This is a genomic window from Stenotrophomonas sp. 610A2, assembly GCF_030549615.1.
In the GTDB taxonomy this organism is placed as follows: Bacteria; Pseudomonadota; Gammaproteobacteria; order Xanthomonadales; family Xanthomonadaceae; genus Stenotrophomonas; species Stenotrophomonas pigmentata.
The window spans coordinates 302,889-326,978 of record NZ_CP130832.1; the positions used below are offsets into that span (position 1 = coordinate 302,889).

Sequence of the window (24,090 nt, forward strand, 5' to 3'; positions counted from 1 at the left end):
CCGGACTGCGGAAGCGGGCCCGATAGCCCCATGTAGTGCCGAGCCATGCTCGGCATGCGCCCTTCCAGGCAATCCACCAAGCTCGTAGGAGCGGTGTAAGCCGCGAAGCCGACAACGCGGACCATCACCCGCTACAACCGACTGATCATCTTCAACCGCACCTGCGCCGCCAGCACATCGTGGCGCTGGGCGGCCATCGCGCAAAGATGATCCAACAGTGCCTGTGGATGCAGCAGCATCGGATCCGCCTCCTGCAGCTGCACGGCCAGATGGCCCCACCAGAACGGCTGGCCGTCGAGGTAGACCTCGTAACCCACGATGTAACGGTGCGCATCCATCTCAGGTGCCTACGTGCACGCGGTCGCCGACGTCGCTGCAGCACAGGTGTTCCAGTGCAAGCTCCATCGCCAGCACGTAGCTTTGGGCGCAGTAGCCTTGGGCGATGCCGAGGCGCTGGCCGAGATGCTCGGGAAGGCAGGACTGCGGCGCGTCGCTGGGGTCGTCGTGTACTTCCACATAGGCGTTGCGCAGGCGAGGTAGCAGGCGCTGCAGGCGGGCGCTGTGCACGCAGGCTGCAGGGGCCAACAGGATCACGTCGCTAGGGTTGTGATCGGCCGCGCACAACGAATCGAGCAGCTCCTGTTCGGAGCGGCAGTTGCGCTGTGCAACGCTGATACCGACATCGAGTGCGCGGCGCACCAATGCGCTCATGACCGGGCTGGGCAGCGGAGTACACGCCTGCAACAAGGCGCCGCTGGCATCCGGCCCACGTACGATGAAGACGGCCATGGCTCAGGCACCTTGCACGTTGCTGAGCAGGCGCGTGGTGATCGCCAGTGAGAGGCGTCGCGCCTCGTCGGTACCGGTACTGCAGACCGCCAATGCGGTCGCGGCATGATGCGGATGCAGATGGGCTTCGAGCGTATCTGCATCGCTGCGGGCGATCTCGATATACGGCGAGGGCAACGCATCCAGTGCGCTGCAGACGCTGCGGCCGTGCAGCGCCCATTGCGCCTCGTCGGTGGCGGTGTTCTCGATCAGCACCCAGCTTGGTGCCTGCTGTCGGGCGTTATCCAGGCACCGGGCCAACGCAGGCAGTGAGCCGCAGTGCAGGCATTGCAGCGGCTGATCGGCGAGCTGTGTGGGTAGAAGGGATGCATCCGGCACCGTTGGGTTGCGGGTATGCCGGATCAGTAAAACGCTCATGTGGCACCACGTTAAAGCGCCTTGCGGCGCGGTGGTGGCACGATGCGCCGCGGCCACATCAAATCGCCATGGCGGCTGGCTGCGGCGGCGTAAAGTCTGCGTAGCAAATCGTGCGGGCCGCCTTTCTTGGCCATGGGGAACTTCGGCCAGCGTTGGCGGTCAATTCGGCTTGACCTCCGGAGTTGGTGATCAGCCATGAGTGAGACTGAGTCCCTTGCATCGCCCCATCCCGTGCTGGCCTGGCTGCGACGTGAAGCCTTGCCCTTGGGCGTGATGTTGCTGCTGCTGTTCGCGGCCCGCGACAGCCTGGCCAATCACTACCAGGTGCCCAGTGGCTCGATGCAGCCGACCCTGCAGCCCGGTGACCGGGTGGTGGTGGATATGCGCGCCTATGGCCTGCGCGTTCCTTTCACCGATGTGCAGCTGCTGGCCGGGCAGGCCCCGCAACGTGGCGATGTGGCGGTGTTTGATTCGCCAGCCGATGGCACGCGCTTGATCAAGCGCGTGGTCGCCGTGGCCGGTGATCGCGTGCAGTTGCATGATGGTTATCTGTCCATCAACGAACAGCCGTTGCGGCAGGACGTGGCGCGGGAGTTGTTCGGCAGCAAGCAGGTGCAGTTGGATCTGCGTGATGGCGGTGGCCCGGACATCAACGGCATGACCATTCCGGCCGGCAAGTTGCTGGTGGTGGGTGATCACCGTGGCAATAGTTTTGATGGGCGCTTCTTCGGTTTGGTGGATGCCGATACGGTCTACGGCAAGGCGGTGGCGGTGTATTGGCGGCGCGGTGATGGGCCGGAGTGGCAGCGGTTGTAACTGGCGACAGTGGAGAAGAAACCGGCACGGAGACGTGCCGTTTTTTTTGCCTTTGCTTTTGTTTTTCTTGCAGGAGCGGCGTAAGCCGCGAAGCTGACGGTGCCGGCAAGCTGCATGGATGCAGTGGCAAGTGGATGGGTGGCTGTACTGATATCGGCTTCGCGGCTTACGCCGCTCCCACAAAGTCCAGATATTGGTAAGACCAATTACCTTCACTAACCCTATGGTCTAATAGGATCTTCGCGGCAACGGCGATTCAATCGCGGTTCGTTGGTCGGACTGATTGAATATTGGTAATACCAATATTTGCGACCATCGCCACACCACCTGCGGGTGGGCCGCCTTTCGCCTTTGACGAGAACCTGCATGCAGCCCTGGGAACAACTGTACGACCCCGCTGGCAACCTCTGGCTGTCCAGCCTGATCGCGCTGTTGCCGATCGCTTTCTTCTTCGTCGCCTTGGCCGTGCTGCGCATGAAGGGCTGGCTGGCCGGTACCATCACCGTCGCCATCGCGCTGGCGGTTGCATTGCTGTTCTATCGCATGCCGGTGTCGCAGGCCTTGGGTGCAGCCGGTTTCGGCTTCCTGTACGGGCTGTGGCCGATCGCCTGGATCATCATCGGCGCGGTGTTCCTGTACAAGGTGTCGGTCAAGACTGGCCAGTTCGCGATCATCCGCGCGTCGATCCTGTCGGTGACCGAAGACCAGCGCCTGCAGATGCTGATGGTCGGCTTCGCCTTCGGCGCCTTCCTCGAAGGTGCCGCAGGTTTTGGCGCACCGGTGGCGATCACCGCCGCGCTGCTGGTCGGGCTGGGCTTCAAGCCGCTGTATGCCGCCGGCCTGTGCCTGATCGTCAACACCGCGCCGGTGGCTTTCGGTGCGATGGGCATTCCGATCATCGTCGCCGGCCAGGTCACCGGCCTGGATGCGTTCGAGATCGGGCAGATGGCCGGCCGCCAGCTGCCGTTCCTGACCATCATCGTGCTGTTCTGGATCATGGCCATCATGGATGGCTGGCGCGGCATCAAGGAAACTTGGCCGGCGGTGTTGATCGCCGGTGGTTCCTTCGCCATCGCGCAGTACCTGACTTCCAATTTCATCGGCCCGGAGCTGCCGGACATCACCGCTTCGCTGGCCTCGCTGGTGTGCCTGACGCTGTTCCTGCGCCGTTGGCAGCCCAAGCGCATCTTCCGCTTTGAAACCGAAGCCAGTGCTGATGCTGCCGCGCAGGCATCGGCCGCACCGCGTTACAGCGCCGGCCAGATCGCCAAGGCGTGGTCGCCGTTCCTGATCCTTACCGCGATGGTGACGCTGTGGAGCATCAAGCCGTTCAAGGCCTTGTTCGCTGCCGGCGGCCCGTTGGAGAACTGGGTGCTGAAGCTGCCGGTACCGGGCCTGGACCAGCTGGTGCAGAAGATGCCGCCGATCGTGAACGCGCCCACCGCCTACGACGCCGTGTACAAGTTCGACGCCATCTCGGCCACCGGCACCGCGATCATGCTGGCGGCGGTGATTGCGATCATCTACCTGCGCATGCCGGTACGCGCAGCGGTGCGCACGTTTGGCGAGACCGTCAATGAACTGAAGATGCCGATCTATTCCATCGGCATGGTGCTGGCCTTCGCCTTCATCGCCAACTACTCCGGCTTGTCGGCGACATTGGCGCTGGCGCTTGCGCATACCGGCAAGGCATTCACCTTCTTCTCGCCCTTCCTGGGCTGGCTGGGTGTGTTCCTGACCGGTTCGGACACCTCGTCCAATGCCTTGTTCTCGGCCTTGCAGGCGACCACCGCGCAGCAGATCGGTGTGTCCGAGGTGTTGCTGGTTGCGGCCAATACCACCGGCGGCGTCACCGGCAAGATGATCTCGCCGCAGTCCATCGCCATCGCCTGTGCGGCGGTGGGCCTGGCCGGCAAGGAATCTGACCTGTTCCGCTTCACCGTCAAGCACAGCCTGATATTCACCGTGATGGTCGGCCTGATCACCACCGCGCAGGCCTATTGGCTCACCTGGATGATTCCCTGAGCCATGGCCACGCGCATCCGCCAACGCCGCGCAGCTTCGGGCCACAATGTCGGCATGAGTACGCAACGTATTTCCGACAAGGTGGCCGCGCAGCTGCGCGTGCTGGTGGACGAACAACAACTGCAGCCGGGTGACCGGCTGCCTTCCGAGCGCGCACTGGCGGTGCAGCTCGGGGTCTCGCGCACGGCGCTGCGCGAGGCGATTGCCCAGCTGGGCAGCCAGGGGCTGTTGGTAGCGCGGGTTGGCGGCGGCACCTATGTGGCCGAGCCGGCCGCACGTGCGCGGCAGGCATTGGATGAGCCGCTGGTGCCTTATCTGCCGCTGTTCCAGGGCGACCCGGAATACCGCTTCGACGTGTTGGAAATCCGCCACGCGCTGGAAGGTGCAACCGCCTGGCATGCCGCGTTGCGGGCTACCGACGAGGACCGCGCGCGGATCGCGCAGTCCTTCCAGACCATGATGGACGCGCATGGCAAGGATGATCCGGCCGGCGAAGCGCGCGCCGACGCGGCCTTCCACCTGTCCATCGCCGAGGCCTCGCACAATCTGGTGCTGCTGCAGGTGATGCGCGGCCTGTTCGAGCTGCTGCAGACCAATATTTCGCAAAGCCGCGAGAAGCTCTACACCGCATCGACAACGTTTTCCCCTCTGTCTGACCAGCACCGCGAAATGATGGATGCGGTACTGGCCGGCGACCCCGAGCGTGCGCGTGCCGCAGCGCACACCCATCTTGAGTTCGTGCACACGACGCTGCGCACGCTAGATGAAGACGAGGCGCGGCGTGCCCGCGCTTCGCGGCTTCCTTCTCCCCACGGTTGACCCATGATCATCTCCGCCTCCACCGATTACCGTGCGGCCGCGCAGCGTCGTCTGCCGCCGTTCCTGTTCCACTACATCGATGGCGGTGCGTATGCCGAACACACGCTCAAACGCAATGTTTCCGACCTGTCCGACATCGCGCTGCGCCAGCGCATCCTGCGCGACATGTCCGAGCTCAGCCTGGAAACCGAGTTGTTCGGCGAGAAGCTGGCGATGCCGGTTGCGTTGGCGCCGGTCGGCCTGACCGGCATGTATGCGCGTCGCGGTGAAGTGCAGGCGGCGCGTGCGGCGGACAGTCGTGGCATTCCGTTCACGCTGTCGACGGTGTCGGTGTGCCCGATCGAGGAAGTGGCACCTGCGATCAAGCGACCGATGTGGTTCCAGCTGTATGTGCTGCGCGACCGTGGCTTCATGCGCAATGCGCTGGAGCGCGCGCAGGCAGCCGGCGTCACCACGCTGGTGTTTACCGTGGATATGCCGGTGCCGGGCGCGCGCTACCGCGATGCGCATTCGGGCATGAGTGGTCCGAATGCCGGCATGCGCCGTATTGGTCAGGCGATGACGCATCCGCGTTGGGCCTGGGACGTTGGCTTGTTCGGCCGTCCGCATGATCTTGGCAACATCTCCGCCTATCGCGGCAGCCCGACCGGGCTGGAGGATTACATCGGTTGGCTGGGCAACAACTTCGACCCGTCGATCTCGTGGAAGGACCTGGAATGGATCCGCGAGTTCTGGAAAGGCCCGATGGTGATCAAGGGCATTCTCGATCCGGATGATGCACGCGATGCGGTGCGCTTTGGCGCCGACGGCATCGTGGTTTCCAATCATGGTGGTCGTCAGTTGGATGGCGTGCTGTCCACCGCACGTGCCTTGCCGGCGATTGCAGATGCGGTGCAGGGCGATCTGAAAATTCTCGCTGACTCCGGCATCCGCACCGGTTTGGACGTGGTGCGCATGCTTGCACTCGGTGCTGACAGCGTGCTGCTCGGTCGTGCCTTCGTCTACGCGCTTGCCGCACAGGGCGAGGCTGGCGTGGCCAATCTGCTGGACCTGATTGCCAAGGAAATGCGCGTGGCGATGACGCTGACCGGCGCACGTCGCATAGCCGATATCAGCCGCGACTCGCTGGTCAACCTGGCATGAGTGCGAACGAAGCACTGTTGGCGCAGCTGCGCAGCGCCGTTGGTGACGCCCATGTGCTGACTGGCGACAAGGCAACCCGGCGCTTCCGCAAGGGTTACCGCTTCGGCGATGGCGCGGTGCTGGCGGTGGTCCGTCCGGGAACGCTGTTGGAAATGTGGCGCGCCCTGCAGGCAGCGGTGCAGGGCGGGGCGGCGATCATCCTGCAGGCGGCCAATACCGGCCTGACCGGCGGCTCGACGCCGGATGGCAACGACTATGGTCGGCCGATCGTGCTGATCAGCACGCTGCGGCTGACCGGCGTGCAACTGCTCGACGAAGGGCGGCAGGTGCTGTGCTTGCCCGGTGCCACCTTGGACCGACTCGAACAGACCCTGGCGCCTTTGGGGCGCGAGCCGCATTCGGTGATCGGCTCCTCGTGCATCGGTGCTTCGGTACTGGGCGGCGTCTGCAACAACTCCGGTGGCTCGCTGGTGCGGCGTGGGCCGGCCTATACCGAGATGGCGCTGTATGCGCAGGTGGATGGCGAGGGCCGCCTGCAGCTGGTGAACCACCTTGGGATTGCCCTGGGCGACACGCCGGAAGAGATCCTGCAGCGCTTGCAGGCCGGCGATTACCAGCCTGCCGATGTGCGTGTTGATGGTGAACGCGCTGGTTCCGATCCGCGTTATGCGGAGCAGGTGCGGCAGGTGGATGCGGCAACCCCAGCGCGTTTCAACGCCGACCCCAGCCGTCATTACGAAGCAGCGGGTTCGGCTGGCAAGCTGGCCGTATTCGCGGTGCGCCTGGATACCTTCGCCAAGGAAGCGGCCGAGGTGTTCTATATCGGCAGCAACAGCACCGAAAGCCTTACCGCGATCCGTCGCGAGTTACTGACCGGCTTCGAGCGTCTGCCGATCTCCGGTGAATATATCCACCGCGTCGCCTATGACATCGGTGAGCGCTACGGCAAGGACACCTTCCTGCTGATCGACAAGCTCGGCACCGCGCGGGTACCGGCGGCATTCGCACTGAAGAGCCGGGTTGATGGCTGGTTCGAGCGGCTTGGACTGCGTGGAGTCACCGATCACGCGATGCAGCTGCTGACCTGGCTGTTGCCTTCGCACCTGCCCAAGCGCATGGGCGAGTTCCGCCAGCGCTATGAGCACCACTTGCTGGTCAAGGTTTCGGCACAGGATGCGGCGGCGACCGAGCAGTGGTTGCGCGGCTTCTTCGCCGGGCATGAAGGCGACTACTTCCATTGCACGCCGGATGAAGGTCGCAAGGCCTTCCTGCACCGGTTCGCAGTGGCTGGCGCGGCGGTACGTTACCGCGAAGTGCATCGTGCGCAGGTACAGGACATCGTCGCACTGGATATCGCCCTGCGTCGCGACGACCGCGAGTGGTTCGAGCAGCTGCCGGCCGAGCTGGATGCGCGCTTGCTGCATAAGCTCTATTACGGGCACTTCCTGTGCCATGTATTCCACCAGGACTACATCGCCCGCAAAGGCGAAGACCCGATGGCGATCGAGCATGCGATGTGGAAGCTGCTCGATGAGCGCGGTGCCGAGTACCCAGCCGAGCACAATGTCGGCCACCTGTATCCAGCCAAGCCAGCGCTGGCGCAGTTCTACCAGCAGCTGGACCCGAGCAATACCTTCAACCCGGGCATAGGCCAGACCAGCAAGCAGCCGGGTTGGAAGGGCTGTGATTGCTGAGGCGCGAAGCGCCTGCCATTGCTTTTGCTGTTGCTAAAGCCCCTCTCCAGCTTGCGGGGTGAGAGGGGCAGCTTACGAACCACTGGTTCGTTGCCCGTCGAACGTCCTTGCGCCAGCGCAAGGGCCGGGGCGCGGAGCGGGGGTTGGGGTGAGGGGAAGCTTCTGGCTGGAAAACCATGATCAATAGCTAAAGCCAAAAGCCAAGAGCTCCCCTCATCCGCCCCTGCGGGGCACCTTCTCCCGCAGGCGGGAGAAGGGATGTGCTTCGAGGCTTGCTCCAAGTACTGCGGCGCTGCAGACGCTGAATTAATACGCTTTAGATATCAAACCGTACACAGCAGGTTATGGATCGACTCGATCCGTAGGTTCATGCTTCCCGCATTCCGAACCAACCGGCCTGCTGTTGCGGGGCCAAGATGCAATGCAACCCGAACACGGCAACACCGCAAGCTGCAACGAATCATTGGCGCCAATTGCCCCGCCGAACACGGCAGCCGAACTCCCCCATATCCGCCAGGGCACGCCCGAGTTCCGGCGCGCGGTGCTGGCCTTGTTCATGGCCGGCTTCGCTACCTTCGGCGTGCTGTATTGCGTGCAGCCGCTGTTGCCGGGCTTCAGCAGCCACTTCGGGATCAGCGCCGGCGGCAGTGCCTTGGCCTTGTCGGTAAGCACCGGCGTGTTGGCGGTATCGATGCTGGTGGCGGGCATGGTCTCCGACCGCATTGGCAGGCGCCCGGTGATGGTGGCTTCGCTGCTGGCTTCTGCCTTGCTGACGCTGGGCACCGCGCTGACCGATGACTGGAACACCTTGCTGCTGCTGCGCACCCTGCTCGGCGTGAGCCTCAGTGGCGTGCCAGCTGTTGCGATGACCTGGCTGGTCGAGGAAATGGACAGCCGCTCGCTGGGTCTGGCGATGGGCCTGTATATCGGCGGCAACGCGGTCGGCGGCATGAGCGGGCGTTTGATTGCTGGCGTGGTGTCCGACCATTGGGGCTGGCGTACCGGCATTGCAGCCGTCGGTGTGATCGCGTTGCTGGCGAGTGTGGCGTTGTGGACACAGCTGCCGGCCTCGCGCCATTTCCGAGCGAAGCGTGCCGAGCCGATGCAGCTGCCTGCCCGCTTTGCCGGCCTGTTCCGCGATGCGGCGTTGCCGTGGTTGTTTGCCTGCGGCTTCCTGCTGCTGGGCGTGTTCGTGACCTTGTACAACTTCCTTGGCTACCACCTGCTGGCGCCGCCGTATGGCTTGAGCCAGACCGTGGTCGGGTTGATCTTCACCGTGTATCTGGTGGGTAGCGTCAGTTCGGCGTGGATGGGGCAGCTGGCCAATCGCTTGGGACGAGGACCGGTGCTGGCCTTGTCATTCGGCCTGGTACTGGCCGGTATCGTGTTGCTGGCGATGCCGTGGTTGCCGGCGATGGCCATGGGTATCGCGCTGGCGACGTTTGGGTTCTTCGGCGGCCATTCGGTGGCCAGCAGTTGGGTGGGCGTGCGTGCTGGTGGACTGCGTGCAGAAGCCTCGGCCTTGTATCTGTTTTCGTACTACCTGGGCTCAAGCGTTTTGGGTGCCGTGGGTGGTGTGTTCTATACGCACTGGGGTTGGGCCGGCGTCTGTGGTTTCAGTCTGGTGCTGACGTTGGCAGGTGTTGGTGCGGCGTGGCGGTTGTGGCGTCGGCTGGAGCTGGGGGCGGGTCTGGTGTTGGTTGAGGCGAAGAGCTGAGAGCCAGAAGCCAGAAGCCAGAAGCCAGAAGCCAGAAGCACCCCTCCCCAACCCTCCCCTTGCCTGCGGCAAAGAGAGGGGGCTGAGCTTCGCCCCCTCCCTTGCGCGGAGCGCAGGGGAGGGTTGGGGAGGGGTGCTTTTGCTTTTGCCCTTGCTCCCGCTCCCGCTCCCGCTCCCGCTGCTACTCTACCCCTCAACCAGCAACTTCCCGCTTCAACAGCGCAATGAACTGCCGTAGCAACGGCGTCACCGCTTCACGCCGCCACGCCAGTTGAATCTCGGACGCCGCACCGCGATCCGCCAACTCCACAAAGCACGCGCCCTCCACCTGGATATGGCTGCACGAAGAGGGCAGTACGCATACGCCAAGCCCGGCAGCGACCAGACTGATCAAGGTCGATGACTCGCCCGCTTCCTGCACGATGCGTGGGCTGAAACCGGCATTGCGGCACAGGGTGATCACATGGTCGTGGATGCCTGCGCCCGAATCACGTGAGAAGCCGACAAACGGGTCGAGTGCGAATTGCTTCAACGACAACCGTGTGGTTACAGGATCCTTGCCGCGCAATGCAGGGTGGCTTGCATGCACGACGAGCGCCAAGGGATCGTCGAACAGGTGCTGTGCAACCAGTTCGTCCGGCAGTACGCGCTTGCGGATGATGCCCACGTCCAGTTCGTCCGCGAGCAAGGCATCGATCTGGCGCAGGCTGTTCATTTCCCGCAGTTGCATCTGCACCTGCGGGTGCTGCTGGCGATAGGCGAATATCGCACGCGGAATCTGCGGTGACAGCGGCGTTGCACGGGTCAGGCCGATGCGCAGTTCGCCGCTTTCGCCACGTTGTACGCGCTGTACCGTATCGACGGCCTTGTCCACGCGTTGCAGGATGTCGCGTGCTTGTTCCAGCAGTACTTCGCCTGCTGCTGTGAGCTGCACGCGGCGATGGCTGCGCACGAACAGTTGTGCATCGAGCAGGGTTTCCAGTTGCCTGATCTGCTGGCTGAGTGGCGGCTGCGACATGCCAAGACGTTCCGCAGCACGACCGAAGTGCAAGGTGTCGGCAACGGCCAGAAAATAGCGCAGGTGGCGGAGTTCCAAAGACATGACTGCAGTCTAGGCGGCTGGGGTGTCGTCGACCAACTTCCGCGGAGCCAGCTTCCGGTGCTCGGCCTAACGCTCCGAATGCCCGGTATCGTCGTACTGCCGCGGCGCAAACAGATCCGGCTGGATCAGCTCCACGAATGCCCTTGCCTGCGGCGACAGCACCTTGCCCCGTCGCACCACCACGCCATAGCTGCGCGAGGGGAAGTAATCACTCATCGCCCGCGTCGCCAGCTTGCCGCGGTCGCTGTCGTTCAGGCACAGGGCGGTGACGATGCTGATGCCCATGCCCATTGCCACGTACTGCTTGATCACCTCCCAGCCACCAACCTCCAGCGCCACCGTGTAGGGCACGCGGTGCTGCTGGAACACCAGGTCAACCAGTCGCCAGGTGATCTGCCGACGTGGTGGAAGGATCAGCGGCCACGGCGACAGGTCTTCCAGGCTCAGGTTTTTCTTCTTCGCCAGCGGGTGGTCGGGCGGGGTGATCAATACCTGGTCGAAGCGGTAGACCGGGGCGTAGCTGAGGTCAGCTGGCACATCCATCATCGAGCCGATGGCCAAGTCGGCGGCGTCGCTGCGCAGCAGGTCGGTGCCGTCGGCGCTGATTGCGTTGTGCAGGGTCAGGCGCACGTCCGGGTGAAGTTTTCGGAAGTTTTCGACGATCTTGGGTAGTAGATAGAGGATGGTCGACGAATTTGCCGCGATATTGAGCTCGCCTGCATCCAGCCCGCTGACCTTCTCGCGGAAGCGCGGCAGCAGCCCGTCCAGGCTTTCCACCAGTGGCTGCGCCATGTCGTACAGCAGCTGGCCCTCGCGGGTGGGCACCAGGCGGCGCCCGCTGCGCTCGAACAACACCACTCCCAACTCCCGCTCCAGCGCCTGCAGCTGCAGGCTCACCGCCGGTTGGCTGACAAAAAGTGCTTCCGAGGCGCGCGAAACCGAGCCCAGGCGCACCGTCTGCAGGAACGCCCGCAGCGGCTTGAGCCGATCAGACTTGTAGGAAAAACGCGGGGTTACGGGCGTCTTGGTGGGCATGTTGAAGTTAGTATTAGCACAACTTATAGGTAACATTGCAAAAACTGTTTTGTTAAATACCTCCCTGCGGCGGCACGTTGGAGTCCCCGACATACGCAGGTACCTCCGATGTCCGCCGTCGCCCACGCAGTCGTTGCCCAGCAGTCCGCCCCTCGCCCGACCCCGGGCATCACCCTGACCACCCAGCTGGCCGGCCAGTCCGCGCTGCTGCCGGCCGGCGTGCTGGGCCTGCTCGTATCGCTGCACCGTGCGGTCGAGCCGGGCCGGCAGGCACGGCTGGCAGCCCGCCGCGAGCGCCAGGCTTTCTTCGACCAGGGCGGCCTGCCGGATTTCCGCGCCGATACCCGCGCCATCCGTGAGGAGGACTGGAGCGTGGCGCCGATCCCGGCCGCGTTGCAGGACCGGCGCGTCGAGATCACCGGCCCGACCGATCCGAAGATGGTCATCAATGCGCTGAACTCCGGCGCCAAGGTGTTCATGGCCGACTTCGAGGATTCGACCTCGCCGACCTGGCGCAATGTGCTGGCCGGCCAGCAGACGATGAAGGCGGCAGTGCGCGGCGATCTGGACTTCACCGCGCCGGCCACCGCCAAGGGCCCGGGCAAGCACTACACGCTGCGTCCGTTCGACGAGCAGGCAGTGCTGATCGTGCGTCCGCGGGGCTGGCACCTGGACGAGAAGCACGTGCTGATCGATGGCCAGCCGATTGCCGGTGGCCTGTTCGATGCGGCGCTGTTCGCCTTCCACAACGCGCAGACCCTGATGGACAAGGACCGCGGCCCCTACTTCTACCTGCCCAAGCTGCAGTCGATGGAAGAGGCGGCGCTGTGGGAGACCGCGCTGTCGCACATCGAAGGCATGCTGTGCCTGCCGCATGGGCAGATCAAGGTCACCGTGCTGATCGAGACGCTGCCGGCGGTGTTCGAGATGGACGAGATCCTGTACGTGCTGCGCGACCGCATCGTCGGCCTGAACTGTGGGCGCTGGGACTACATCTTTTCCTATCTGAAGACCTTCCGCAGGCACGCCGACAAGGTGCTGCCCGAGCGCGGCCAGGTGACCATGACCCAGCCGTTCCTGAAGGCGTATTCGGAACTGCTGATCAAGACCTGCCACCGCCGAGGCGCGCATGCGATGGGTGGCATGGCCGCACAGATTCCGATCAACCATGATGCCGCCGCCAATGAGCAGGCGATGGCACGGGTGCGTGCCGACAAGCTGCGCGAAGTCACCGCCGGCCACGATGGCACCTGGGTGGCGCACCCGGCGCTGATCCCGGTGGCCCGCGCCATCTTCGATGAGCACATGTCCGGCCCGAACCAGCATCAGGTGCTGCGCCGTGACGTGAAGGCCAACCGCGATGAACTGATAGCGCCCTGCAGCGGCACCGTCACCCGCGCCGGCTTCGAGAACAATGTCGAAGTCTGCGTGCGTTACTTGGCTGCCTGGCTGGATGGCAATGGCTGCGTGCCCATCCACAACCTGATGGAAGACGCCGCCACCGCCGAGATCAGCCGCAGCCAGATCTGGCAGTGGCTGCATGCCGGCAACCAGCACCTCGACGACGGCACCGCGATCGATTTCGCGCTGCTGGCCAGCACCCTGCGCGCCTTGCCGGCGCGCCTGGGCGACACCTCCGCACTGCCCGGTGGCAGCCGCATCACCCAGGCCATCGGCCTGCTCGACCAACTCAGCCGCGGTGACGAGCTGGCCGAGTTCCTGACCTTGCCGGCCTACCGGCAGATCGATTGACCCTTCCCCTTACGTAAGCACCATCTCTTTAAGGACGACACGATGAGCACCTATCAGCAACAGATCGACGCCCTGCAGCAGGACTGGGACAGCAACCCGCGTTGGAAGGGTTTGAAGCGCACCTACAGCGCTGCCGACGTGGTGCGCCTGCGTGGCAGCGTGCAGCCGGAACATACCCTGGCCAAGCGCGGCGCCGAGCGCCTGTGGGAACTGGTCAATGGCGGCTCGAAGAAGGGCTACGTCAATGCCTTCGGTGCGATCAGCGCCGGCCAGGCGATGCAGCAGGCCAAGGCTGGCTTGGAAGCGGTGTACCTGTCCGGCTGGCAGGTGGCCGCCGACGGCAACACCTCCGAAACCATGTACCCGGACCAGTCGCTGTACGCCTACGACTCGGTGCCGACCATGGTCCGCCGCATCAACAACACCTTCCAGCGCGCCGATGAGATCCAGTGGAAGAACATCATCGACGGCAAGGTCAAGGCCGAGGATGCGATCGACTTCTTCCTGCCGATCGTTGCTGATGGCGAGGCCGGTTTCGGTGGCGTGTTGAACGCCTATGAGCTGATGAAGAACATGATCGTTGCCGGCGCCGCCGCGGTGCATTTCGAGGACCAGTTGGCGGCGGTGAAGAAGTGCGGCCACATGGGCGGCAAGGTGCTGGTGCCGACCCAGGAGGCGATCCAGAAGCTGTCGGCCGCCCGTCTGGCCGCTGACGTGCTGGGCGTGCCGACCATCGTGCTGGCGCGTACCGATGCCGAAGCCGCCAACCTGCTGACCAGCGACTTCGACCCGAACGACACGCCGTTCATCACCGGCCAGCGCACCAGCGAGGGCTTCTACAAGGTCAGGAACGGCCTGGAACAGGCGATCAGCCGTGGCGTTGCCTACGCACCCCACGCGGATCTGGTGTGGTGCGAAACCGGCACCCCGGACCTGGGCTTCGCCCGTGAGTTCGCCCAGGCCGTGCATGCCGCCAGCCCCGGCAAGCTGCTGTCCTACAACTGCTCGCCCTCGTTCAACTGGAAGAAGAACCTGGACGACAAGACCATCGCCAAGTTCCAGGACGAGCTGGCCGCGCTGGGCTACAAGTACCAGTTCATCACCCTGGCCGGCATCCACATCAACTGGTTCAACACCTTCAAGTTCGCCCACGACTACGCCCGCGGTGAAGGCATGCGCCATTACGTGGAGCAGGTGCAGGAGCCGGAATTCGCTGCCCGTGAAAAGGGTTACACCTTCGTCTCGCACCAGCAGGAAGTGGGCGCCGGCTACTTCGACGACGTGACCACGGTGATCCAGGGCGGCGCCTCCAGCGTGACCGCGCTGACCGGGTCCACCGAGGAGGAACAGTTCCAGACTGAAGAAGCTGCCTGAGGGCGCTGACGAGGTCGTTTCCAAGGGGGCTCTTACGAGCCCCTTCTTTTTTTGCGCTTGACCCGGCAGCAAATGGTCTCGGGAGCGCACCAAACCGCATACTTTGATGATAGGCTCGCGAGATCACTCGTCTGGCATGGACGGGCAGTCCATGGGGCAGGGAATGAGCGGCATGGGAACAGGGGGTCTGGCACTGGAGTCTGAACTTTCCGTCGCTGCGTCGGCGGGAGGCACTGTGCTGCGCACGCAGCTGTCACCGGTGGAGTTCGCGCTGTTCTCCGAATTCGGCGTTCGCCGTACGTTGCAGGCCGAGCAGGTGCTGTTCCGCCGTGGCGACCTGGGCAGCTCGATGTTCATCATTGTCAGTGGCACCATCAGCCTGGATTTCGGCGCCGGCCTGGCGCCAAAGCCGATGGGCTGCAATGACTTCTTCGGCGAGCTTGGCCTGCTGATCGAGCGCCATCCGCGTTCCTGTGATGCGCGCGCCAGCTGCGACAGCGTGCTGCTGGAGATCACCCACGAGAATTTCCACCGCCTGATCGACCAAGACCCGGCGATGGTGGTGTTCTTCCTGCGCCGTACCCTGTCACGCGTGGTGTCCAGTGAGCAGCGCCTGATTGCCCAGCTCAGCCGTCGCAACCACGAGCTGGAGACCGCGCTGGGCAACCTGTACAGCGCCAACCACGAACTGCACCACACCCGCGAGCTGGTCTATAGCGATGACCTGACCGGGCTCAGCAATCGCCGCGCGCTGACCGCCTACCTGCAGAAGGCGCATCGCTCCGGCCATCGGCCGCAGGGGCTGTTGTTGCTGGACTGCGACGACTTCAAGGGCCTGAACGACTCTTACGGTCACCTGGCCGGCGACCACGCCCTGCAGTGCTTCGGCCGCATTCTCAGCTCGGTGACCGGCAAGGACGATCTCGCCTGCCGCCTGGGCGGCGACGAGTTCTGTGTACTGCTGATGGAGGCAGACGCCGAGAGCCTGCCGCGCACCGCCGACTTTGTGCTGGAAGCGATGCGCCACTTGATTGCCTATCCCGGTGCGGCGGTCGGCGCCTGCTCGTTGAGCATCGGCATGGTGTTGATCGATCAGGACCACCACTGGAACGACGCCTATTCGCGCGCGGACCAGGCGCTGTACCTGGCAAAGCGCGAGGGTGGGAATCGCGCGCAGTGGTTCCTGGAGGAGTCCGACGACTCTGCGTTGTCCGGGGTAGATCATGTCCAGCGAGCCTGACGCACCTTCATCTGATCGCCGGCTCAAGACGCTGGTACTGACTGATCTATGTGATTCGGTGGCGCTGACGGCGCGGATTGGCGATGCGGCGGCTGCCGAGCTGTTTCGAGCGCTGGATGTCCGCGCTCTGCAGCTGCTGCAGCGCTGGAATGGGCGGCTGATTGATCGTTCCGACGGCATGTTCCTGTTGTTCGATGTGCCTACGCAGGGGCTTGGTTTCGCGTTGGACTACCTGGATGTGCTTGTTGAAATTGGGAAGGAGCGCAAGCTGCCACTGCAGGCGCGCATCGGCATCCACGTAGGTGACTTGCTGTTCTGGAGAAATGATGAAGATGCAGTTGCCGCTGGTGCCAAACCGCTGGACGTGGAAGGCGTCGCCAAACCCACCGCGGCTCGTCTTATGGCGCTGGCGAGACCAAACCAGATCTTGATGTCGGCAGTGGCTGAAGCCTTGCTGCGTGCCAACCAGCGTGAACTGGGTGACCGCGGTGCTGATCTACAGTGGAAGTCGCATGGACGCTGGTACTTCAAGGGGCTGCCTACGCCGCAGGAAGTATTTGAAGTGGGGATCGGGGGCCGCGCCCCATTGCGCATGCCTGCTCGCTCCAGCAAGGCATGGCGCACGCTGCCATTGTGGCGACGGCCACTGGCGCTGGCTGCCGAAGTCGCACTGGTGGTGGCATTGGCGGTACTCGCATGGGTCATGGTGCGGCCGGAGCCGGCCATCGCATTTGGCGAGCGCGATTGGGTTGTGATTGCGGATTTCACCAACAACACCGGCAATCTGGTGCTGGACGATGCGCTGCAGCAAGCATTGCGCATCAGTCTTGAGCAATCAAAGCACGTGAATGTCCTCAGCGACCTGAAAGTGCGGGAAACACTGCAGCAGATGCGGCTTGGCTCATCACAACTGCTGGATCGGCGGGTGGCCAAGGAGGTCGCCATCCGCGACGGCGCACGCGCAGTGTTGATACCTTCCGTGATGGAAGTGCATGGTCAGTTGCGAGTGAGTCTGGAGGCGTTGGATCCAAGCACGGGGCAGGTGGTCTACTCGGAGTATGCCGAGGGCCGTGGTTTGGAATCTGCCTTGGAATCGGTGGACAAGGTGGCCGGTGCGATGCGTTTGAGGTTGGGCGAGGCCATGGGCGACTTTGGCCAACGTTCGATTCCGCTGCCGAGGGTTGCAACCGGTAGCCTGGATGCTTTGCATGCGTACGCCGCGGGCATCGATGCCTATGCGGAAGATCGCAAGGATGATGCATTTGCGTACCTGGAGCAGGCCACGCGGCTTGATCCAGACTTTTCCGCTGCCTATCTTGCGCAGATGCGGGTTGTATATTCGCGCGGTGACTTTGCCAGTTCGCGGGAGCTGATGGCTGAAGCCGCAAAGCATCGGGACCGACTGACTCCCCGCGACAGCCTCTATCTTGATGCATGGATGTCCGAGTTGGACGCCGTTGACTTCACCGATGTCGCATTCAAGTGGAAGCTGCTTGGTGACCTGTACCCTGACTACCATGCTGCGCATGACGCCCAGGCGTACGCTCTCTTCTCCCTTGGGCGCTATGCCGAAGCAGAGCTTGCCGCGCGCAAGGCTGCTGTCCCGCAGAATCCGTTGCGTGGATATGCATTCAGGCAGCTTGCCCGCATCCTCCTGGCTCAGAACAAGCTGGAGGAAGCAGAGAAATGGTTTCGCGATGCAGTGTCGGCGCCTCAGGCTGAGCTGGATAGTGAGGCGGCGGCGGTCATGGGCGCGCGCGGCGACTTCGATGCTGCGCAGCAGCTACTGGCCAAGCTGCCAGAAACAAGCATGTTCTCGTGGTTGCACCGGATCTCTATCCAAATAGGCGATGGTGATCCAACTGAAGCCCTGCTGCAAACCGCCAAGGCGCAGAAACTCTGCACCACCAGGGGCCATGTGTGCAGCATCTTCCCGCTGCAGCAGCTATCGGCACAGCTGGATGCGGGGGCCCCGGCATCGGCTGCAGTGTTCGAGCAACAGCTGAAGGCGCAGTACGACAGCGCCCGCCAGGCTAGCGGGAGTGATCGCGCGGAATGGGCCTTCATGACGGCTGCCACGCTGTATCTTGCACAGCGCTCCGGGCACGGTGGCGTGGTAAGGAACTGGTTTCCTCGTCTTGATGCCCTGGTGCAGCACATAGCGGAGCGTCGGGCGAAACAATTGATGCTGGTGATAGCGGCCGGCGCTGAGCTGGCGTCCAGGAAGGAAAGCGCTGCGGTGGATATGTTGGAAGCGCAGTTGGACGGGACCGAATTGATCCAGGTGCATGTGCTGCTAGAGCAGGCGTACCAGCAGCGCGGCAATGCAGTGCTGGCTGAGCGTGAGCGGCAGTGGTTGTCGCGTCAGCGTGGCCTGGCTTATGCAGAAAATGCAGGCACTTATGCGTTGATGGCGCGCAATGTGGCGGACGTTCAAGCCGCCCGCCAACGGTGACTTGCGCGTCAGGGGCTGGGTTTGCGCTGAACCGCGCTTTCGGTCTGGCCAAGAACGAAGCAATGCGGATTGCGGAATGCAGGTACGGCGGCAAGGTGTTGCACCAATGCATCACGGGCCCGCTTGAATTCTTCCTTGTCGGCCAGAACGGTTACAGGTGTGCAATCACAGCTGGAATAGCCTGCATCCGGGCTGATCTGCAACATGGCTGAGGCAGGGTCAGCGGCGAAGGCTTCGCGGAATGCATCGTCGGTGCAGAGCAGGTCCAGCAGCTTGATTGCATCTTCAGTTGAAAGGGGGGCTTTTTCGGTGCTCATCAGTCGTCGCCATGAAATGGTTGAAAGGAGTGGTCACTACTGCGTCCGATGCATAAGGGCCTTGTGCTATAGCGGTGTGCGCAACAGTATCTTGAGTTATTTCTGGGCTCGGTCGATGGTTTGGCTCGCCTTTTGAACATTGGCGACAGCTCGCATGCCGCTTGCGAGAATGAGGGCCGGAATTGGGGAAGTGGGTTCCATGAAATATCGTCGTTGTCACGCGTTGGCCGTCCTGCCCGAGGAGCGCCCGTCTGTTTCGCTACAGAGATTGCTGTCGGGCGATATCGGCCTCCATTACCAGATGCAGATACGGGTGTATGCCGCGCATATCGACCAGGTGTGCAGTCTCGATGTGGATGCATGTGTGTTCCTGCTCGGTTGCAGTGCCGAACAATGGCAGGCGATGCCTACGGCAGAACCGCAGCTCAGTCAGGTGGAAATGCTGGTTGGACTTGGCCTGCTGCTCCTGGATGATGATGCATCCTCGATGGTGTGGCAGTCCGATCAACGTGTAAGAGCGGGGCATTGGTGGCCGCTATCAGCGATTCAACACCGGCATTCGCGTTGGTCTGGAATCGACAGCGTTGATGACATGGAAAGGCGGGACATGGTGACTGCTGAAGATCTTGTGCGGCAGTTTGGTCGCCCACCATTGGAGGCGCCGACTCGCCAGGTCGGTGCTGTCGCGTTGCCGCGGGTTGAGAACAGCGTTGACGGAGCATTGCTCATGCAACGCGTGACCTGTCGAAACTACGATCTGCAGCGGCCGCTTGCACTGACCATCGTCGCGGCCATGTTGCAGGACGTACTGATGGCTCAGGAGGTCGTGGAAAGCGAGCCAGGTGTGCGCTTCCTTAAGAAAAATGTCCCGTCCGCCGGTGGTATGCACCCGCTGGAAGCATATGTCGTGGCTAGGGACGTGCAAGGGCTTGAACCGGGGATCTACCACTATCATGCTGTGGCGCACGAGCTCGCGCGGACACCTGTCCAGCCCGATGGACTCGGACGATTCACCGACCAGCTATTGGCCGGCCAGCACTGGTTTGCCGATGCACATGTGCTGGTGATATTGGTATGCCGGTTTCAGCGCAACTTCTGGAAGTACAGGCGCCACGCAAAGGCCTACCGCGCGGTGAGCCTGGAAGCAGGACACATTTCGCAGGCGCTTTACGCCGCGGCCACGAAGCGCGGACTTGGCGCGTTTGTCACCGCAGCCATCAACGAAGTCGAGGCTGAGTCAGTCCTGCAGTTCGATCCCATGGTCGATGGTGTCTTCGCGGTCTGCGGATTTGGTTGGCGGGCCCAGACGATGCGCACTGATGAGCTGGATCCGGGCGGGCATATCTGGGAGAGGGAATCGCTTGCTTAGCTGGCGGTCCCGCGTGTCCCGGGATCGCCCTGGTCAGCCTCGAAATCCACCAGCACGGCACCATCGGCCACCTGGTCCCCGGCCTTGGCGCGGAAGCCGTGCACGGTGCCGTCGGCCGGCGCCTGCAGGGTGTGTTCCATCTTCATCGCTTCCATCACCAGCAGCGGCGTGCCGCGGCTGACGGTAGCGCCGGGCTGCACGAGCAGGGTGACAACGCGGCCTGGCATCGGTGCCAGCAGACTGCCGCCGTGATCGGTGCTGTTGTCGGCCTCCGCAACCGGGTCGTGGATGTTGAAGCGCTGCTGTTGGTCGTTGCCGAAAAGATGGAGCGTATTGCTTTCGCGGACTGCGGTGCCACGCTGCAGGTGATCGCCCAGCTGCAGGGCGTAACCCGTGCCGTTGGTCTTTCCAGTCACGGCGATCCATGTGTCGCTGATCTGTACCTGCCAGCCGTTCGCGCTTTCGCGCACCTGCAGCTGCTTGCGCTGGTCAAGGAATTCCAGCGTCACCGAGCGTGCCGCTGGACCAGTCAGGCGCCAGCTGTCGGCGATGGCCCACGGTGATGCGTCGTTGTCGTGCGTAACCTCATTGCTTACTGCCAGCACGGCGGCAAGCGCCCACTCGTTGTCGCTGGCAGCGATGTGGTGGATGTCCAAGGCCTCACGCTCACGTTCGATCAGGGCGGTATCGAGGTTGGCGGTGCGGAACGAGTCGGTCAGCACCAGCCGGCGCAGGAAAGCGGCATTGGTGGTGACGCCGACGACCTGGCACTGCGCCAAAGCCTGCTGCATGCGTTGCAGGGCACTGGCACGGTCCACGTCCCAGACGATCAGCTTGGCGATCATCGGGTCGTAGTACGGCGTGATCGCATCGCCTTGTTCAACACCGGCATCCACGCGCACATTGGCGCTGGGCTGCGGCAAGCGCAGATGGCGCAGTGTGCCCGTGGAGGGCAGGAAGCCACGGTCGGCGTCTTCGGCGTAGAGCCGCGCCTCGATCGCATGGCCGTGGATCTGCAACTGCTCCTGCGTCTTCGGCAAGGGTTGGCCTGCGGCCACGCGCAGCTGCCATTCGACCAGGTCGGTGCCGGTGATCAACTCGGTGACCGGATGCTCGACCTGCAGGCGGGTGTTCATTTCCATGAAATAGAAATCGCCATCCGGTCCGGCAATGAACTCCACCGTGCCAGCTCCGACATAGCCCACCGCACGTGCGGCGTCGGTTGCCGCCTTGCCCATCGCAGCGCGACGTTCGGCAGTCATGCCAGGCGCAGGTGCTTCTTCCAACACTTTCTGATGGCGGCGTTGCACCGAGCAGTCGCGCTCGAACAGATAGACCACGTTGCCGTGACTATCGCCGAACACCTGGATCTCGATATGGCGCGGACGCTCGACGTACTTCTCCACTAGAACATGGGCATTGCCGAACGAGGCCTGCGCCTCGCGTTGGCAGCTGGCCAGTGCAGCCTCGAAGTCGGCGCTGGCCTCGACCTTGCGCATGCCCTTGCCGCCACCACCAGCGCTGGCTTTGATCAGCACCGGATAGCCAATCGCATCGGCCTGCGCGCGCAGGAATTCCGGCTCCTGCCGCTCACCGTGATAGCCCGGCGTCAGCGGCACGTTGGCAGTCTGCATCAAGGCCTTGGCTGAACTCTTGTCACCCATCGCATCGATGGCGCTGGCCGGCGGTCCAATGAAGACGATGCCAGCAGCATCACAGGCACGCGCGAAGCCAGCATTCTCGGACAGGAATCCATAACCAGGATGGATAGCCTGCGCACCGCTGCGCCGCGCGGCTTCGAGAATGACCTCGGCGCGCAGATAACTCTCGGCAGCGGGCGCGGCACCAATATGGATAGCCTCGTCAGCCAGACGAACATGCCGCGCATAGCGGTCAGCATCCGAGTACACCGCGACGGTAGCGATACCCAGGCGACGGCAGGTAGCAATAACGCGGCAGGCAATTTCACCACGATTGGCGATCAGGATTTTATTGAACATTGTCTTATCCACGATGTGCCGCGCGGGCAGGTGAGGAGCCAAGGGCTTTCGCCGTTGTTGTTGCTTTCGCTCTTGCATTGGCTTTACGGGCCCCTTCCGCAGCGACGGAGCCGGTGGGAAATACCCGAAGGGCGACGTGCAAGGATGCACATCGTTTTTCGCCACGACAGGGATGTCGTGTCGAAAAATCCCACCGGTGGAGTGCACCCGGCACGCGCAGCGTGTTGGGCGCGTAGGCAGGGTGTGCTTTCTTTTGGTTACTTCTTCTTTGCACAAGCAAAGAAAAGTGACTCGCTCCCCGTAGGGGAGTGAAAGCCCTTGCTCCTGACGTTGTCTCGAGAAGGGACTGCATGCGCATCACATCCGGAACACACCAAACCGCGTGTCCTGCACAGGCGCATTGAGACTGGCAGCCAAGGCCAGACCAAGCACCCGTCGCGTATCTGCCGGATCAATCACCCCGTCATCCCACAAACGCGCACTCGCATAATACGGATGACCCTGCGACTCGAACTGATCACGGATCGTCTGCTTGAATGAATCTTCTTCCTCGGCCGACCACGCCCCACCCTTGGCCTCGATACCATCACGCTTGACCGTGGCCAACACACTGGCCGCCTGCTCACCACCCATCACCCCGATGCGCGCGTTCGGCCACATCCACAGGAAATGCGGCGAGTAGGCCCGACCGCACATGCCGTAATTGCCGGCACCGAACGAACCACCGATCACCACCGTGTACTTCGGCACGCGTGCATTGGCCACCGCCATGACCAGCTTCGCACCATCCTTGGCAATACCGCCATGCTCGTATTTGCGGCCGACCATGAAGCCAGTGATGTTCTGCAGGAACAGCAACGGGATGTTGCGCTGGCAGCACAGCTCGATGAAGTGCGCGCCCTTCAGCGCCGACTCCGAGAACAGGATGCCGTTGTTGGCGATGATGCCGACCGGATGGCCACGCACATGCGCGAAACCGGTGACCAAGGTGTTGCCATAGCGCGGCTTGAATTCATCGAAACGCGAACCATCGACGATGCGTGCGATCACTTCCCGCACGTCGTAGGGCTTGCGCGTATCGGCGGGAATCACGCCATAAAGTTCATGCGCATCAAGCAGCGGCGCCTCGCTGGCCTGCAGCGCAACGCCTGCATCGGGCTTGCGCCAGTTCAAGTTGGCGATGATGGAACGCACCCGCGCCAGCGCCTGCAGATCGTTGTCGGCCATATGGTCGGCAACACCCGAGATGCGCGTATGCACGTCGGCACCGCCGAGTTCTTCGGCGCTGACCACTTCACCGGTGGCGGCCTTCACCAGCGGCGGGCCGCCGAGGAAGATGGTGCCCTGTTCCTTGACGATGACGGTCTCATCGCTCATCGCCGGCACATAGGCACCGCCGGCGGTGCAGCTGCCCATCACGCAGGCGATCTGCGGAATGCCCTGGGCCGACAGATTGGCCTGGTTGTAGAAGATGCGGCCGAAATGATCGCGGTCGGGGAAGACTTCATCCTGCAGTGGCAGGAAGGCACCACCGGAGTCGACCAGGTAGATGCAGGGCAGGCGGTTCTGCTGGGCGATTTCCTGCGCACGCAGATGCTTCTTCACCGTCACCGGGTAATAGGTGCCGCCCTTGACCGTGGCATCGTTGGCGACGATCAGGCATTCCACCCCGGAGACGCGGCCGATGCCGGCGACCATGCCGGCGCCGGGTACCGGATCGGCATACATGCCGTGCGCAGCCAGCGGCGCGACTTCCAGGAACGGGCTGCCGGGATCGAGCAAGGCATCGATACGCTCGCGCACCAGCAGCTTGCCGCGCGCACTGTGCTTGGCCCGGGCTGCATCGCTGCCGCCGCGCGCTGTGGCTTCCAGCGTTGCGCGCAGGTCGTCGACCTGGGCCTGCATCGCGGCGCGGTTGGCTTCGAAGCTGTCACTGCCGGGTTGCAGCTGGGAGGTGAGTACGGTCATGGCCGAGGTCCTGGATTCTGGAGCTTATCTGCGCGCGGAAACATGGCGGCAGGGTTGA

General features: G+C 63.3%; 19 protein-coding genes. 11 read left to right on the plus strand and 8 right to left on the minus strand.

All coding sequences use genetic code 11. The features are described 5' to 3' along the window. Positions 1 to 131 precede the first annotated feature (131 nt). Genes Q5Z11_RS01190 through Q5Z11_RS01200 form a run of 3 tightly spaced genes read right to left on the minus strand, consistent with a single transcriptional unit; the run spans position 132 to position 1,206 of the window. Positions 132 to 338, minus strand: a complete 207-nt coding sequence (locus tag Q5Z11_RS01190; RefSeq protein WP_303748336.1) for a hypothetical protein — start codon at positions 336 to 338, stop codon at positions 132 to 134. 1 nt (position 339) lies between these two features. Then, the gene (locus tag Q5Z11_RS01195; protein WP_303748337.1) at positions 340 to 789 is read right to left on the minus strand and encodes a 3-dehydroquinate dehydratase; all 450 of its coding nucleotides are present in this window, start codon (positions 787 to 789) and stop codon (positions 340 to 342) included. A gap of 3 nt (positions 790 to 792) precedes the next feature. Next, the gene (locus Q5Z11_RS01200; protein ID WP_303748338.1) at positions 793 to 1,206 is read right to left on the minus strand and encodes a hypothetical protein; all 414 of its coding nucleotides are present in this window, start codon (positions 1,204 to 1,206) and stop codon (positions 793 to 795) included. 195 nt (positions 1,207 to 1,401) lie between these two features. Between Q5Z11_RS01200 and lepB the strand changes: the two genes are divergently transcribed. From lepB to Q5Z11_RS01230, 6 genes are all read left to right on the plus strand, one after another. Beyond that, on the plus strand, positions 1,402 to 2,022 hold the full coding sequence (gene lepB / locus Q5Z11_RS01205) for a signal peptidase I (RefSeq protein WP_303748339.1): 621 nt from the start codon (positions 1,402 to 1,404) through the stop codon (positions 2,020 to 2,022). A gap of 366 nt (positions 2,023 to 2,388) precedes the next feature. Continuing rightward, a complete protein-coding gene (gene lldP, locus Q5Z11_RS01210; RefSeq protein ID WP_303748340.1) occupies positions 2,389 to 4,047 on the plus strand; it encodes an L-lactate permease in 1,659 nt (552 codons plus the stop codon). A 54-nt stretch (positions 4,048 to 4,101) separates the two neighbouring features. Beyond that, the gene (lldR, locus tag Q5Z11_RS01215; protein ID WP_303749944.1) at positions 4,102 to 4,866 is read left to right on the plus strand and encodes a transcriptional regulator LldR; all 765 of its coding nucleotides are present in this window, start codon (positions 4,102 to 4,104) and stop codon (positions 4,864 to 4,866) included. A 3-nt stretch (positions 4,867 to 4,869) separates the two neighbouring features. Continuing rightward, complete coding sequence (gene lldD / locus Q5Z11_RS01220; RefSeq protein WP_282268288.1) at positions 4,870 to 6,009, plus strand: FMN-dependent L-lactate dehydrogenase LldD; 1,140 nt, start codon at positions 4,870 to 4,872, stop codon at positions 6,007 to 6,009. Beyond that, positions 6,006 to 7,703, plus strand: coding sequence for a D-lactate dehydrogenase (gene dld, locus Q5Z11_RS01225; RefSeq protein ID WP_303748341.1), 1,698 nt, complete (start codon positions 6,006 to 6,008; stop codon positions 7,701 to 7,703). Before lldD ends, dld begins: the two co-directional genes overlap by 4 nt. Before the next feature lie 421 nt (positions 7,704 to 8,124). Continuing rightward, positions 8,125 to 9,420 carry an MFS transporter gene (locus tag Q5Z11_RS01230; RefSeq protein WP_303748342.1) on the plus strand — a complete coding sequence of 432 codons (1,296 nt, stop codon included), beginning with the start codon at positions 8,125 to 8,127 and terminating at the stop codon, positions 9,418 to 9,420. A 193-nt stretch (positions 9,421 to 9,613) separates the two neighbouring features. Here Q5Z11_RS01230 and Q5Z11_RS01235 read toward each other — a convergent pair whose 3' ends face one another. Next, positions 9,614 to 10,522, minus strand: a complete 909-nt coding sequence (locus Q5Z11_RS01235; protein ID WP_303748343.1) for a LysR family transcriptional regulator — start codon at positions 10,520 to 10,522, stop codon at positions 9,614 to 9,616. 66 nt (positions 10,523 to 10,588) lie between these two features. Then, the gene (locus tag Q5Z11_RS01240) at positions 10,589 to 11,557 is read right to left on the minus strand and encodes a LysR family transcriptional regulator (RefSeq protein ID WP_303748344.1); all 969 of its coding nucleotides are present in this window, start codon (positions 11,555 to 11,557) and stop codon (positions 10,589 to 10,591) included. A 108-nt stretch (positions 11,558 to 11,665) separates the two neighbouring features. On the opposite strand from Q5Z11_RS01240, the gene aceB reads away from it, so the two are divergent. The 4 genes from aceB (at position 11,666) to Q5Z11_RS01260 (ending at position 18,378) form a co-directional block, all read left to right on the plus strand. Further along, positions 11,666 to 13,309: a malate synthase A gene (gene aceB, locus Q5Z11_RS01245; protein ID WP_303748345.1), complete on the plus strand. Its 1,644-nt coding sequence runs from the start codon at positions 11,666 to 11,668 to the stop codon at positions 13,307 to 13,309. 42 nt (positions 13,310 to 13,351) lie between these two features. After that, entirely contained in the window at positions 13,352 to 14,683 is a 1,332-nt protein-coding gene (gene aceA, locus Q5Z11_RS01250) for an isocitrate lyase (protein ID WP_303748346.1), read from the plus strand. Between the two features lie 235 nt (positions 14,684 to 14,918). After that, positions 14,919 to 15,923, plus strand: a complete 1,005-nt coding sequence (locus Q5Z11_RS01255) for a GGDEF domain-containing protein (RefSeq protein ID WP_303748347.1) — start codon at positions 14,919 to 14,921, stop codon at positions 15,921 to 15,923. After that, a complete protein-coding gene (locus Q5Z11_RS01260) occupies positions 15,907 to 18,378 on the plus strand; it encodes a putative peptide modification system cyclase (protein WP_303748348.1) in 2,472 nt (823 codons plus the stop codon). The genes Q5Z11_RS01255 and Q5Z11_RS01260 overlap by 17 nt, the downstream gene beginning before the upstream one ends. A gap of 8 nt (positions 18,379 to 18,386) precedes the next feature. Here Q5Z11_RS01260 and Q5Z11_RS01265 read toward each other — a convergent pair whose 3' ends face one another. Next, the gene (locus tag Q5Z11_RS01265; RefSeq protein WP_303748349.1) at positions 18,387 to 18,695 is read right to left on the minus strand and encodes an NHLP-related RiPP peptide; all 309 of its coding nucleotides are present in this window, start codon (positions 18,693 to 18,695) and stop codon (positions 18,387 to 18,389) included. Positions 18,696 to 18,894: 199 nt separating this feature from the next. Between Q5Z11_RS01265 and Q5Z11_RS01270 the strand changes: the two genes are divergently transcribed. Continuing rightward, positions 18,895 to 20,064 (plus strand): putative peptide maturation dehydrogenase, encoded by a 1,170-nt coding sequence (locus Q5Z11_RS01270; RefSeq protein WP_303748350.1) that lies wholly within the window; start codon positions 18,895 to 18,897, stop codon positions 20,062 to 20,064. On the opposite strand, the gene Q5Z11_RS01275 is transcribed toward Q5Z11_RS01270, so the two are convergent. Together Q5Z11_RS01275 and Q5Z11_RS01280 are read right to left on the minus strand one after the other, a co-directional pair. Next, positions 20,061 to 22,064, minus strand: a complete 2,004-nt coding sequence (locus Q5Z11_RS01275) for an acetyl/propionyl/methylcrotonyl-CoA carboxylase subunit alpha (protein ID WP_303748351.1) — start codon at positions 22,062 to 22,064, stop codon at positions 20,061 to 20,063. The genes Q5Z11_RS01270 and Q5Z11_RS01275 overlap by 4 nt on opposite strands. A 357-nt stretch (positions 22,065 to 22,421) precedes the next feature. Next, positions 22,422 to 24,032, minus strand: a complete 1,611-nt coding sequence (locus tag Q5Z11_RS01280) for a carboxyl transferase domain-containing protein (protein ID WP_303748352.1) — start codon at positions 24,030 to 24,032, stop codon at positions 22,422 to 22,424. Between the last annotated feature and the right edge of the window lie 58 nt (positions 24,033 to 24,090).